This is a genomic window from Catenibacterium mitsuokai, from assembly GCF_025148785.1.
Classification (GTDB): Bacteria; Bacillota_I; Bacilli_A; order Erysipelotrichales; family Coprobacillaceae; genus Catenibacterium; species Catenibacterium mitsuoka.
Genome location: NZ_CP102271.1, coordinates 156,888 through 169,350, shown reverse-complemented (window position 1 = coordinate 169,350; position 12,463 = coordinate 156,888). Strand labels below are relative to the sequence as shown.

Genomic DNA, 12,463 nt, shown 5'->3' with positions numbered 1-12,463 from the left:
TTTATCCAAGGTGTGTCTGTAGATATATCTTTATATATTATGAAATACATAAAGTTTACTGCCTGTTTTAACTACAGTTCTATGAATTAAGCGTTCTTCAAGAATGCAATATAAGCCTGATATGTTTCGTATACGTCTACTTTAGATACGATTTCCATTGGTGCATGCATGTTTAATACTGCAATACCTGCATCAATAACATCCATGTTGTAGTTTCCAAGGATATAGGCAATAGTGCCTCCTCCACCCAGGTCTACCTTACCAAGTTCAGCTGTCTGATAGTGGATCTTTGATTCATCCATCACAGCACGAATTCTCGCAACATATTCAGCAGAGGCATCATTACTTCCGCTCTTACCTCTTGCTCCAGTATATTTATTAAATACAATACCATTACCTAAATAAGCAGCGTTCTTCTTATCATTCACACTTACAAATAGTGGATCTACCCCAGCAGATACATCACTTGAAAGCATCTTTGATCTAGATAAAGTAAGTCTTGTCTGTACAAAACTATCAATACCCATCTTCACTAACATTTCACCAACTGTATTTTCAAAGAATAAAGACTGTGCACCTGTAGCACCTACTGAACCGATTTCTTCTTTATCCACAAGAATAGTACAGCATGTATAGTCACATACATCCATATCAAGAATTGCAGTTAAAGATGTATAGGCACATACTCTATCATCATGACCATAACCAGCGATCATCGAACGATCTAAACCATAGTCTCTTGCTTTACCACTTGGTACAACTTCAATTTCAGCTGATACAAAATCTTCTTCTTCGATATCATATTTATCTTTTAATAGCTTTAAGATATTGGCCTTCACAGCATCTTTTTCTTCACCTACTAAAGGCATATTACCTAAAGTAACATCAAGGTTTTCACCTTCAATCACTTTAGCTGCTTTCTTATCTAACTGTTCTGCAGCTAAGTGAATAAGTAAATCAGAGATACCTACTACTGGATCATTATCATCTTCACCAATCACAACATCTACGACAGTACCATCTTTCTTAGCGACAACGCCATATAATGATAGAGGAATAGTCACCCACTGGTATTTCTTTACACCACCATAATAGTGTGTATCAGCTAATACAAATCCTTCTGATTCATATAATGGATTCTGTTTTAAGTCCATTCTAGGAGAGTCAATATGAGCACCTAAGATTCTCATACCTTCTGTAAGTGGCTTATTACCAATCACAAATAAAGCAATATTCTTATCTCTGTTATTGACATAAACCTTGTCTCCTGGCTTAAGTGTTTCAAAAGAGTCTAATGGCTTGAATCCTTTTTCTTTAGCTAAACGAATAGAGTCTTTAACACAAGCACGTTCTGTTTTGTTTTTTGAAATATAATCTTTATAACCTTCATTATATTCCATGACTTCATTGAGATTGTCCTTATACTTTTCCCATGTATTTTTTGCGTACATTTTCTAACCTCTTTTCTTTTTATCTATACAACAGTATACCATGCTGAATAAATAAAGATAGTGTTATGAACTGTTTGCATCATAATTCTATATTTTGGTAGAATGAGGTGAGGTGATAGTATGCATCCTACGATTCTAGAACAATTTAAAAAAGATTTTAAACTCAATGAAAATGATTTATTTATCATACAGTATATTATTGAACATAGTGAAGAGATTACATCTTATTCATCACATCAGCTTGCAAAAGAGACTTACAGCAGCCCTACTGCAATCATTCGTTTAGTAAAAAAGATTGGCTTTAAAAACTATAATGACTTTAAGTTAAATATCCATAGCCTGCTCAATAAATATACACTATCCAATATGCGTATTATGTCTAATGAAGATCTCTATACTATTAAGAATAAACTTGCGAAAATAGAAACAGGTATTATCAACCAAACAAAGGAAAATTTAAATTCAAATGTGTTTAATGAAGTTATGACTATAATTTCTAGAAATAAGTATATTGATATTATTGCGAATGATGCAAATGCAGCTATTAGTGAATATGGAAGTCATATATTATCAAGTGTGAATAAGTTTGTGAATGTATATCACAATGGAAATAGACAGCTCTGGTTCAGTTTGAATGTCACAAGTGATCATACAGTGATTCTTATAAGTAAGTTCGGTAAGACAAGACACTTATTGAATATTGCGGATACTCTCAAACAAAGACATATTCCTTTTATCGTGATTACAACGGATGATACAAATGATTTAGCTCATAAAACACCTTATGTGTTATATGGAATCAATCATGGAGAACTTGATAACCTCAAAGATATGATTTTCTATATTTCTTTGAAATATATCTTTGATTTAATCTACACTGCCTTATTCTCATATGATTATAAACAGGCAAAAGAAGTAGATGATTTATATGCGAAAATCTATTCTTCAGAGAATGAATGATGTCACAATGTGACATCATTCTTTTATATTTTAAAGAGTTTTTGTCACACTATTCCGGTCATTCCTTGAAATATTGATTACTATTTTGAGATACATTATCTTAGTGTCATAGAAAAGAGGAGGACTAAAAATGGTTGGAACTACCGCCGCAATTCTTACTACTATCTCATTCGTGCCACAGGCTTGTCAGGTTATTAAGACAAAGGATACTTCTGGTATTTCACTAGGTATGTATATTGCCTTTGTGTTAGGTGTATTCTTATGGATTATTCATGGTATCAAGATTCAGGATATGAACTTAATTGGTGCAAATGCGATTACTTTTGTATTTGCTTCTATTATCTTAACTTACAAAATTAAATATAAATAAGGAGACCAATATGTTAAACAAAGACTTTTTATGGGGTGGCGCTTTAGCTGCTCATCAATTTGAAGGTGGTGTACTAGATACTACTAAAGGTTTAAGTGTTGCAGATGTAATGACTGCAGGTGCTCATGGTGTGCCTAGAGAAATTACTGATGGTGTGATTGAAGGAAAGTATTATCCTAATCATATTGGAATTGATTTCTATCATCATTATAAAGAGGATATTGCGATGTTTGCAGATATCGGCTTTAAGTGTTTTAGAACATCTATTGCCTGGACAAGAATCTTCCCATTAGGTGATGAAGAACAGCCTGATGAAGAAGGTTTACAGTTCTATGATGATGTATTTGATGAATTATTAAAGTATGGTATTGAACCAGTTATTACTTTATCTCACTTTGAAATGCCTTATCATCTTGCCAAAGAATATGGCGGATTCATGAACAGAAAAACAGTCGATTTCTTTGTGAAGTTTGCTGAAGTATGCTTTAAAAGATACAAAAATAAAGTAAAGTACTGGATGACTTTCAATGAAATCAATAACCAGATGAACTTTGTGAATGATATTTATGGCTGGACAAATAGTGGTGCTCATTTTGGAAATTATGATAATCCAGAAGAAGCCATGTATCAGTGTGCACATCATACTTTAGTAGCAAGCGCAAAGGCAGTTAAGATTGGTAAAGAGATTAATCCTGATTTCTTAATTGGGGATATGATTTCTATGGTTCCTTTCTATCCTTATAGCTGTTCTCCTAAGGATCAGTTATTAGCACAGCAGTTAATGCATGATCGTTTCTTCTTTAGTGATGTGCAGTGTCGTGGACATTATCCTGCTTATGCATTAAAGATGTTTGAAAGAAAAAGGTTTAATATTAATATTACTGATGAAGATAAAAAAGCTTTATCAGAAGGTGCTGTGGATTATATTGGATTTAGTTATTATATGTCTAATACAGTTGATTCTAATTCTATCAGAGATGTTTCTACTACTACAGATGGTTCTAGTGAACATTCTGTTAAGAATCCATATATCAAAGAAACTGACTGGGGATGGGCTATTGATCCTGAAGGTTTAAGATATGTATTGAATCAATTCTATGAAAGATATGAACTACCAATGTTTATTGTAGAGAATGGTTTTGGTGCTATTGATAAGAAGGAAGAAGATGGCAGTTGTCGTGATTCCTATCGTATTGATTATTTAAGAGCACATATTGAACAGATGAAAAAAGCTGTAGAAGAAGATGGAGTCAATTTAATGGGTTATACACCTTGGGGTTGTATTGACTGTATTTCTTTTACTACAGGTGAAATGAAAAAGCGTTATGGCTTTATTTATGTAGATAGAGATAATGAAGGAAATGGTACATTAGAAAGAAGCAAGAAAGATTCTTACGAATGGTACAAAAAAGTGATTGCATCTAATGGTGAAGTATTATAATTGAATAAGGAGGTGTTTGTGGTGAGACGAAAAGATAGAGAAATAACTGACTTTAATGAAATGATGAAAATCATTGCGAAATGTGATACATGCAGAGTTGCCATGTTTGATGAAACATTCCCTTATATTGTTCCTCTTAACTTTGGGACTGATGTAGAGGATAATCAATTGTATTTATACTTTCATGGTGCAAAGATTGGTAAGAAAATTGATCTTATGAGACAGAATAAGAATGTTTCTTTTGAGATGGATTGTGAACATAATATTATTATGTATGATGAAAGAATGTCCTGTACTATGGGATATGAGAGTGTGATTGGTTATGGTGAAGTAGAATTCTTAAGTGAAGAAGAGAAGATGCATGGGTTAAAGGTATTAATGCGTCATTATCATGAAGAAGACTTCAAATTCAATACAAAGATGATTGGGGCTATTGAAGTATTTAGAATTAAAGTATTGAGTATGACTGGAAAAAAGAGAGATAATATTCATCCAGAAGAAAAAGTTAAGAGACATATTTCACTAGGTTAAAAAGGCTGTCCCTCGTGGGACAGTCTTTTTAAAGCACAAAAAAACCTTGATTTACATCAAGGTTCATAGGTTAGAATTATTCACCAACGTATGGTAATAAAGCCATCTGTCTTGCTCTCTTGATTGCTCTAGCAAGTTTTCTCTGATACTTAGCGCTTGTACCAGTTACACGTCTTGGGATGATTTTACCATTAGCTGAGATAAATCTCTTTAAAAGTTCAACATCTTTATAATCAATGTAATCAATCTTGTTTTTAGTGAAGTAGCAAACTTTTCTTCTACCCATTCTCTGTCTTCTGAAAGCCATTGTTGTTTCCTCCTGTTAGAATTGAATATCGTCTTCCATGATATCATATGAATTCACTGAATCATCAAAATCTTTATCTAGATCCACTGTCTTCATATCATAGAAGTCATTGTTGTTTTGTCTAGGCTGCTGAGTCATTGTAGGCTGCTGCATCATAGGTGCACTCTGCTGAGTTCTTTCTCTCTGTGCTCTTGTTTCCAAGAACTGAACTGAATCAGCGACAACCTCTGTTACATAAACTCTCTGGCCCTGATTGTTGTCGTAACTACGAGTCTGTATACGACCATCGACTGATACAAGTGAACCCTTGCTGCAATACTGTGCAACATTTTCAGCAGGTTTTCTCCATACAACACAGTTAATGAAATCAGCTTCCTGACCATCTCTTGTTGAGAAGTTACGATCAACTGCTAAAGTAAAACTTGTTACAGCTGTACCATTACCTGTTCTTCTTAATTCAGGATCTCTTGTAAGTCTTCCGACTAATGCGACACGGTTAAGCATTCGCCCTCACCTCTTCTTAGTCTCTTCTTAAAGTTAAGTGACGTAATACGCTTGGGTTGATACGTGATAAACGTTCGAATTCAGCGATTGCTTCTGCAGTTGTATGAGTATCAATTACTACATATAACCCCTTAGTATAATCTTTGATTTCGTAAGCTAATTCACGTAAGCCTAACTTTTCAGTGTCAACGTTATCAACAACACCTTCACCTTCAGTTAAGATTGCTTTAAAACCATCTAATAATGCAGTCTTTGCATCATCTTCTAAGTCAGGTTTTAAAATCATCATAATTTCATACTTGTTCATTTTTTTTACCTCCTTTGGTCTTAACGGTCTAGAATACTTCTAGACAGGCAGTAATATTTTACATGCTCGTTCATACTATCACAAGAAAATCAAAAAAGCAATGATAAATCGAAGTTTTTTTACTTATTTTAGATCTTCTTTCGTTGTGATTTTAATATTGTCATAGTCACCTTCTACGACATAAACATCTTTTCCCTGTAATTCTAACATCGATGCATCATCTGTTGCCTGGATATTATTTTCAATGGCTTCTTTATATGCATTTCTAATAAGCACTGTATCAAAAGCCTGTGGTGTCTGCGCCTGCATCAATTCAGAACGAATGAGTGTTTCTACTACCTTACCATCCTTCACACGCTTGATTGTATCTTTACATGGCACCATTGCAAGAACTGCCTTATGTTCTTCCATACCTTCTACTAAACGATCTAAAAGGTCTTTTTTCACAAAAGGTCTTGCGCCATCATGAATCATTACATAATCACTTGTGACATGTTTTAATCCTTCATAAACAGAATCCTGTCTTTCTTTTCCGCCCTCCACAAACTTCATACATTTCTTATTTAATAGTTTCTTGAAATGTGACTGTTCTTCTTTTTTACATACAATAATGATCTCTTCACATCTCTTATCATGTAAAAAGACATTCACTGTCTTTTCATATACAGTCTCTCCCTGTAATTGATAGAACATCTTGTTGTAACCAAGCCCTGTTCTCTTACCACTTCCTGCACATAATATAATTGCGCTATACATCATGAATCACCTCTATTCCATTATATCAAAAAGAACGTAAATTACTTTACGTTCTTTTCTAGTCTAGCAAATAAAACACTACGTGTTGTTGTATCAGGCGCATAACAAGTAGATAAAAGCAATAATGGTGCCCCATTTTGTGTATCTACATCTCTTGATTGTTTAGCGGATGATTTCGCATTGGCTACATAACTTGCATAATCAATATCCTTCAAGTAATAATCACTTCTTGCATCAATGATCTTTGTACTATAGACAGAATATACATTAATGCTGCCATCTGGTAAATAAATATATACTTCAGGATGATTAATAAAATAATCATGATCCGCAAACTTCTTAATATTCGCAAACATTGCACCATTCTTCATATTATGACCATAGATAATTGTATTACTATCAGTCAATGATGCATTATTATCTTCATCTAAGAAGATACTGCCTCCAAATGAATACTTCTTTTCATAGTTTGTATGAATGTATGTATCATTTGTTTTTCCTTTCAATAAAGCATAGTCAATATTTGTATTAGGAATATAAATCCAACCAATAATATCTTCATTAATACTCTTTAATTGATTAAAATCAATTTTTCTATCTAGTGGTGAATCCTGCTTCACTTCAGTTACGACTTTTTCCTGTAGCTTATTGTTATCAGAATCCAACTTATGATATTTATATCCAATATTTAAAAGATTACCTGCACTATATAGAAAGACAGCTAAACATACCACAAGAAGAATACGTCTAATAATCTTCATTATACGTTAAACTTGAAGAACATGATATCACCATCAAGTCCTTTATAAGTTTTTCCTTCCTGTCTGATCTTACCAGCTTCTTTTAAAGCCACTTCACTCTTATACTGCATCATATCATCATAAGTATAAGTTTCAGCTTTAATGAAACCTTTCTGGAAGTCTGTATGAATAATACCGGCCATTTCTGGTGCTGTCATACCATTAGTAAATGTCCATGCACGGCATTCATCAGGTCCTACAGTAAAGAAAGTCTTTAAGTCTAATAAAGCATATGTTTCTTTAATAAGCTTATCTAAACCACTTTCCTTGATACCTAAATCATCCATGAAGATAGCTTTATCTTCTGCATCTAATGCAGCTAACTCACTTTCAATTTTAGCGCAGATAGGAACAACATCGCATCCTTCTTTTGCAGCATATTCTTTTAAAGCAATATAGTATGGGTTTGAATCTGGATCTTCGATATCTTCTTCACCCATATTCGCTACATAGATCATAGGCTTAGTAGTTAATAAGTTGAACTGTTTTACATAAATCATTTCTTCCTCATTAAAAGTAAGCGTACGAGCCATTTTACCAGCTTCTAATACTTCTTTTAATGGTGCTAATACTTCCATTTCAGCTTTCGCTTCTTTATCACCAGTCTGAGCTTTCTTTTCAATCTTACCAATTCTCTTGTCAACTGTTTCTAAGTCAGCCATTACAAGTTCAAGATTGATTGTTTCAACGTCACGTACTGGATCTACTGAACCATCAACGTGAGTAATATCCTTATCTCTAAAACATCTTACTACTTCACAGATTGCATCTGTTTCTCTGATGTTAGCTAAGAACTTATTTCCTAAACCTTCACCTCTAGAGGCACCTTTTACAAGTCCGGCAATATCTGTAAATTCAAATGTAGTATAGATAGTCTTCTTTGGATTAAAGATTGCAGCAAGATCATCTAATCTATGATCTGGTACTTCAACAACACCTACGTTAGGATCAATTGTTGCGAATGGGTAGTTGGCTGCTTCTACCTGTGCGTTTGTGATTGCATTAAATAATGTAGATTTACCAACGTTTGGTAAACCAACGATTCCTGCAGTTAATGACATAATTTATATTCACTCCTTTTAATCTACATTATTTTATTATAACTAACATCAAAATGCAATGAATGAATGGTATAATGGGGAAGGTGATAGAATGAATAATATATATGAAAGACTCAATCAATTTTTATGGTCTCATCCTACTTATAAAAAAGTGGTAGGATTTCTTACAATCGCATTAAAATATATCATGATGGCTTCTTATGTGATGTTATTAATTGGTTTCTATATAACTCATGATGATTATCTCATTTATGCAATTATTAAACCTTGTGCTGCATTTCTTATTGTGACAGTGATTAGAAAACTGATTAATCAATCACGTCCCTATGACTACTTAGAAGTCACTCCACTCTTTGAACATCGTGAAGGATGTTCTTTCCCTTCTAGACATGCTGCAAGTGCATTTATTATCGCATTTACTGCGATTCATTTTGATTTATATATTGGTATAGTGATGCTTATATTCGCATTTTTAACTGCCATTACAAGGGTTTTAAGTGGTCTTCATCATATCAGTGATGTGACTGCTGGTATGGTGCTCAGTCTTATTATTGAACTTTTATAGAATACATAACTATTACACAGAGAAATGTGTATAATGGTATCCGATAAAGGAGATGTGATCATGAAAAAGATAAATATTGCGATAGCTTTCATGCTTCTCATCAGTCTTGTTTATAGTCCTGTACATGCTGATGAAGTGAAGGAAGTTTATCTTACTTTTGATGATGGACCTTCTCATAACACACCTCAAGTGTTAGATATTCTCGATAAATATAATGTGAAAGCAACATTCTTTGTGACTGGTGAAAATGCCCGTTATCAAAGCTATATTCGTACAGCTTATTTAAAAGGACATGCTATTGGTGCACATAGTTATACACATAAGTATAGTATTTATCAAAGTGAAGAAACTTATTTTGAGGATTTAGGCAATATTGAGAAAATCATCAAAGAACAAACAGGACGTACCAGCAAATTGATCCGTTTCCCTGGAGGAAGTTCAAATACGATATCAAGACATTATTCACAGGGAATTATGGCTAAGGTTGCACAAGTTGTAGAAAAGAAAGGCTATAAGTACTATGACTGGAATGTATCTTCTAATGATGCGACTCGACGTTCAGTCAATCCTGCACGTATTATTGAAAGTTCTAAGTCAAGACTACCACGTGTCTGTATTTTAATGCACGATACAGCCACTAAAACAACAACAGTACAGGCGTTACCTGCAATTATTGAATACTATCAGGCTAATGGCTATACTTTTAAAACTTTAGAACATACTGACTTTGTCAGTCATCAACGTATCAACAATTAACGAGAGGCATAATACCTCTCGTTTTTGTTTAGATGAAATATTTTGTATAGTAACGAATACGAATCAAATCAAATAAACGCATGATCTGATAATTGAATTCAATACCATCAAATGTGCCTAATACATGTACGACATCATCTGCACAGATAGAATCATAATTCTTATATTTGATATTCTGTGTCATGAGGACAATATGTGATTTACATAGACCTTTTTCTTTTAAAGATTTAGATACATGACTCAAAGCTCGCCCTGTAGCCGTTAAGAAGAAAACAACATCAGTATCTTTAAACTTGAAGTTCTTATCAAATTGATGATATTCAATTGCCTGTTTACCCATGCTGATCATATCTGTCTGAAAGTCTACAGTCACACTAAGTGGTGAATAACCTCCTGCTAGGATGATTCTTCCATTTTCATAAATAATTTCAGCTAAGTGATCAACAAGATTCAAGAAGTCTTCTTTTGAACCCGAGATATGAAGAGAACTGATCATTCCATCAATATCAGTATGGAGTAGTCTTAACTGCATCTGACTTGAACGAAGATCCTGATCCATCATGAGTCTTTCTCTGAAGTCTTCATAATCATGATATCCTAAGTATCCAATAAAGGTCATTATATCTTCCTCTGTATACTCGGATTCCTTCACAATTTCTTCTAATGTCTTACATCTTAATTCTTGATAGTGTTCTACCATAAATAAGGCAGTACGATATTGTCTATCGTCAGTAATCACACCATTGAGATAACGAATAATACGTGATAGTAGTATGTCCATAAAATCACCCCTTTCATATATTATATACTAAAAAAGACTCCATCTTACTAAACGGAGCATAAAAAAAGGATAACTGGAGGGGCGGTCGAACCATTTCTAAGAATGGGCATCCCTCATCCGCAGAATACTTAAATAAGTATAAGGCGTGTTAGACGAGACCGATTTTTCTACATCAGTTATCCTATATGATTATATTAAATCATTATTTTTTGATGGAGTCAAGTTATTCACTTTCTTTATGTTCAATTACTTTTTTTAATCTCTTTTCAAAATCTCTTCGTGAAAACATGATAATTGCGCCGCAACCCATGCATTTCACTTTAATGTCCGCACCCATTCTTACGATTTCCCATTGTGTGGATTTCTTACATGGATGAGGCTTTTTCATTTCAATAATATCATGTAATCCGTATTCCATCATTATTCTCCTAATCTTTTAATAATATCTCTTGCAACTAAGATTCCATTAGCACCTGCCTGAGCAAGTCCACGTGTTAAACCTGCACCATCACCGGCAACATATAAACCATCTACAAGAGTTTCAAATCCTTCTCTTACCTTTGGTCTTGCACTATAGAATTTAGCTTCTACACCATAAAGTAATGTATGTTCATTCGCAATACCTGGTGTTACGTGATCTAATGCTTCAATCATTTCTACGATTGATTTCATTGTATTGTATGGTAATACAAGACCTAAATCACCTGGAACAGCTTCTGGTAATGTAGGCACTGTATAACCTTCTTTTAAACGCTTTTCAGTTGTTCTTCTACCCTTTTTGATATCTCCATATCTCTGTACGATGATAGAACCATTTGAAAGTTTGTTTGCTAATTGAGCCACCTGATGGGCAAATTCATTAGGCTGGTTAAATGGTTCAGAGAATACATGAGATACTAATAATGCAAAGTTAGTATTGTCAGACCCTAATTTAGGATCATGATAAGCATGTCCATTGGCCATCATTGTCCCTTCATGGTTTTCTATTACAACATGTCCACTAGGGTTTGAACAGAATGTTCTTACTCTTGTACCTACAGATGTGTTATAGATGAACTTACCTTCATATAAGTTCTTATTGATTTCATCCATAACGATATTAGATGTTTCTACACGTACACCAATATCTACCTGGTTGTTATAAAGATCTAAGCCATGTTTCTTAAAGATAGCATCGAGCCATGTCGCACCATCTCTACCTGGTGCAAGTAATACTTTAGAGGCTGTAATGATATCACCTTTCGCAAGTTTTATACCCTTGATTGTATTATCTTCTACAATAATATCTTCTACTTCTGTATTAAACTGGATATCAATATGTTCCTTTAATGTTTCCTGCATTTCAGTCATGATACGTAAGTTTTCTTCTGTACCTAAATGTCTGACCTTAGCACGTAATAACTTTAATCCGACTGCATAGCCTCTGTGTTCGATTTCTTTTACTTTGTCTGTAGTTGGGTCGGTAATATCTTTAGTTGCCCCATGCTTTAAATATAAGCTATCTACATAACGAATTACATCTTCTACTTCATTAGCTGGAAGATAATCAGTAAGCCATCCACCAAATTCACTTGTAATATTAAACTTACCATCAGAATAAGCACCGGCACCACCAAATCCACATGTAATAGAACATGCTGGTAAACAGCCTGGTTCATTATCCTTGATCACTGGACACTGTTTGATCTTCTTATCTTTGATAGGACAATGTCTTGCAGTCACTGCTCTTCCTTTATCAATTAATAATACTGATAAGTTAGGATTCTTTAATACGAATTCATAACTTGCCATAATTCCTGCTGGACCAGCACCTACTACAATTACATCATAATTTTCTCTCATATATACCTCACTTCTTTACCATTCAATAATA

General features: G+C 33.8%; 16 protein-coding genes. 6 read left to right on the top strand and 10 right to left on the bottom strand.

The features are described from left to right. Positions 1-86: 86 nt before the first annotated feature. Entirely contained in the window at positions 87-1,451 is a 1,365-nt protein-coding gene (locus NQ499_RS00860) for an aminopeptidase (RefSeq protein ID WP_006505601.1), read from the bottom strand. 120 nt (positions 1,452-1,571) lie between these two features. Here NQ499_RS00860 and NQ499_RS00855 point away from each other — a divergent pair, with 120 nt between their 5' ends. The 4 genes from NQ499_RS00855 (at position 1,572) to NQ499_RS00840 (ending at position 4,753) form a co-directional block, all read left to right on the top strand. Beyond that, positions 1,572-2,411 (top strand): MurR/RpiR family transcriptional regulator, encoded by an 840-nt coding sequence (locus NQ499_RS00855; RefSeq protein ID WP_006505602.1) that lies wholly within the window; start codon positions 1,572-1,574, stop codon positions 2,409-2,411. A 130-nt stretch (positions 2,412-2,541) separates the two neighbouring features. Next, the gene (locus tag NQ499_RS00850) at positions 2,542-2,781 is read left to right on the top strand and encodes a SemiSWEET transporter (protein ID WP_006505603.1); all 240 of its coding nucleotides are present in this window, start codon (positions 2,542-2,544) and stop codon (positions 2,779-2,781) included. A 10-nt stretch (positions 2,782-2,791) separates the two neighbouring features. Beyond that, entirely contained in the window at positions 2,792-4,222 is a 1,431-nt protein-coding gene (locus tag NQ499_RS00845; RefSeq protein WP_006505604.1) for a 6-phospho-beta-glucosidase, read from the top strand. A gap of 21 nt (positions 4,223-4,243) precedes the next feature. After that, entirely contained in the window at positions 4,244-4,753 is a 510-nt protein-coding gene (locus NQ499_RS00840; RefSeq protein WP_040389856.1) for a pyridoxamine 5'-phosphate oxidase family protein, read from the top strand. A 76-nt stretch (positions 4,754-4,829) separates the two neighbouring features. Here NQ499_RS00840 and rpsR read toward each other — a convergent pair whose 3' ends face one another. From rpsR to ychF, 6 genes are all read right to left on the bottom strand, one after another. After that, positions 4,830-5,060, bottom strand: a complete 231-nt coding sequence (gene rpsR / locus NQ499_RS00835) for a 30S ribosomal protein S18 (RefSeq protein WP_006505606.1) — start codon at positions 5,058-5,060, stop codon at positions 4,830-4,832. Positions 5,061-5,075: 15 nt separating this feature from the next. Next, positions 5,076-5,564, bottom strand: coding sequence for a single-stranded DNA-binding protein (ssb, locus tag NQ499_RS00830; RefSeq protein WP_006505607.1), 489 nt, complete (start codon positions 5,562-5,564; stop codon positions 5,076-5,078). A 16-nt stretch (positions 5,565-5,580) separates the two neighbouring features. Continuing rightward, complete coding sequence (rpsF, locus tag NQ499_RS00825) at positions 5,581-5,871, bottom strand: 30S ribosomal protein S6 (protein WP_006505608.1); 291 nt, start codon at positions 5,869-5,871, stop codon at positions 5,581-5,583. Positions 5,872-5,994: 123 nt separating this feature from the next. Beyond that, complete coding sequence (ispD, locus tag NQ499_RS00820) at positions 5,995-6,627, bottom strand: 2-C-methyl-D-erythritol 4-phosphate cytidylyltransferase (RefSeq protein ID WP_040389854.1); 633 nt, start codon at positions 6,625-6,627, stop codon at positions 5,995-5,997. A gap of 41 nt (positions 6,628-6,668) precedes the next feature. Then, the gene (gene srtB / locus NQ499_RS00815; protein ID WP_006505610.1) at positions 6,669-7,388 is read right to left on the bottom strand and encodes a class B sortase; all 720 of its coding nucleotides are present in this window, start codon (positions 7,386-7,388) and stop codon (positions 6,669-6,671) included. After that, positions 7,388-8,488 carry a redox-regulated ATPase YchF gene (ychF, locus tag NQ499_RS00810; RefSeq protein WP_006505611.1) on the bottom strand — a complete coding sequence of 367 codons (1,101 nt, stop codon included), beginning with the start codon at positions 8,486-8,488 and terminating at the stop codon, positions 7,388-7,390. Before ychF ends, srtB begins: the two co-directional genes overlap by 1 nt. A gap of 91 nt (positions 8,489-8,579) precedes the next feature. Between ychF and NQ499_RS00805 the strand changes: the two genes are divergently transcribed. Next, positions 8,580-9,053, top strand: coding sequence for a phosphatase PAP2 family protein (locus NQ499_RS00805; RefSeq protein ID WP_050772169.1), 474 nt, complete (start codon positions 8,580-8,582; stop codon positions 9,051-9,053). Between the two features lie 60 nt (positions 9,054-9,113). Further along, positions 9,114-9,809: a polysaccharide deacetylase family protein gene (locus NQ499_RS00800; RefSeq protein WP_162013150.1), complete on the top strand. Its 696-nt coding sequence runs from the start codon at positions 9,114-9,116 to the stop codon at positions 9,807-9,809. Between the two features lie 28 nt (positions 9,810-9,837). On the opposite strand, the gene NQ499_RS00795 is transcribed toward NQ499_RS00800, so the two are convergent. The 3 genes from NQ499_RS00795 to NQ499_RS00785 form a co-directional block, all read right to left on the bottom strand. Further along, positions 9,838-10,590, bottom strand: a complete 753-nt coding sequence (locus NQ499_RS00795) for a hypothetical protein (RefSeq protein ID WP_006505614.1) — start codon at positions 10,588-10,590, stop codon at positions 9,838-9,840. 223 nt (positions 10,591-10,813) lie between these two features. Further along, positions 10,814-11,008 carry a DUF951 domain-containing protein gene (locus NQ499_RS00790; protein WP_022425725.1) on the bottom strand — a complete coding sequence of 65 codons (195 nt, stop codon included), beginning with the start codon at positions 11,006-11,008 and terminating at the stop codon, positions 10,814-10,816. Positions 11,009-11,010: 2 nt separating this feature from the next. Continuing rightward, positions 11,011-12,432, bottom strand: coding sequence for an NAD(P)/FAD-dependent oxidoreductase (locus NQ499_RS00785; RefSeq protein WP_006505616.1), 1,422 nt, complete (start codon positions 12,430-12,432; stop codon positions 11,011-11,013). Positions 12,433-12,463 lie beyond the last annotated feature (31 nt).

Excerpts from the sequence above, each read along its gene's own strand:
- NQ499_RS00860 (WP_006505601.1), bottom strand. The coding sequence starts at position 1,451 with ATGTACGCAAAAAATACATGGGAAAAGTATAAGGACAATCTCAATGAA.
- NQ499_RS00795 (WP_006505614.1), bottom strand. The coding sequence starts at position 10,590 with ATGGACATACTACTATCACGTATTATTCGTTATCTCAATGGTGTGATT.
- NQ499_RS00790 (WP_022425725.1), bottom strand. The coding sequence starts at position 11,008 with ATGGAATACGGATTACATGATATTATTGAAATGAAAAAGCCTCATCCA.
- NQ499_RS00785 (WP_006505616.1), bottom strand. The coding sequence starts at position 12,432 with ATGAGAGAAAATTATGATGTAATTGTAGTAGGTGCTGGTCCAGCAGGA.
- NQ499_RS00845 (WP_006505604.1), top strand. The coding sequence starts at position 2,792 with ATGTTAAACAAAGACTTTTTATGGGGTGGCGCTTTAGCTGCTCATCAA.
- ychF (WP_006505611.1), bottom strand. The coding sequence starts at position 8,488 with ATGTCATTAACTGCAGGAATCGTTGGTTTACCAAACGTTGGTAAATCT.
- NQ499_RS00800 (WP_162013150.1), top strand. The coding sequence starts at position 9,114 with ATGAAAAAGATAAATATTGCGATAGCTTTCATGCTTCTCATCAGTCTT.
- ispD (WP_040389854.1), bottom strand. The coding sequence starts at position 6,627 with ATGTATAGCGCAATTATATTATGTGCAGGAAGTGGTAAGAGAACAGGG.
- rpsR (WP_006505606.1), bottom strand. The coding sequence starts at position 5,060 with ATGGCTTTCAGAAGACAGAGAATGGGTAGAAGAAAAGTTTGCTACTTC.
- NQ499_RS00855 (WP_006505602.1), top strand. The coding sequence starts at position 1,572 with ATGCATCCTACGATTCTAGAACAATTTAAAAAAGATTTTAAACTCAAT.
- ssb (WP_006505607.1), bottom strand. The coding sequence starts at position 5,564 with ATGCTTAACCGTGTCGCATTAGTCGGAAGACTTACAAGAGATCCTGAA.
- NQ499_RS00850 (WP_006505603.1), top strand. The coding sequence starts at position 2,542 with ATGGTTGGAACTACCGCCGCAATTCTTACTACTATCTCATTCGTGCCA.
- srtB (WP_006505610.1), bottom strand. The coding sequence starts at position 7,388 with ATGAAGATTATTAGACGTATTCTTCTTGTGGTATGTTTAGCTGTCTTT.
- NQ499_RS00805 (WP_050772169.1), top strand. The coding sequence starts at position 8,580 with ATGAATAATATATATGAAAGACTCAATCAATTTTTATGGTCTCATCCT.
- rpsF (WP_006505608.1), bottom strand. The coding sequence starts at position 5,871 with ATGAACAAGTATGAAATTATGATGATTTTAAAACCTGACTTAGAAGAT.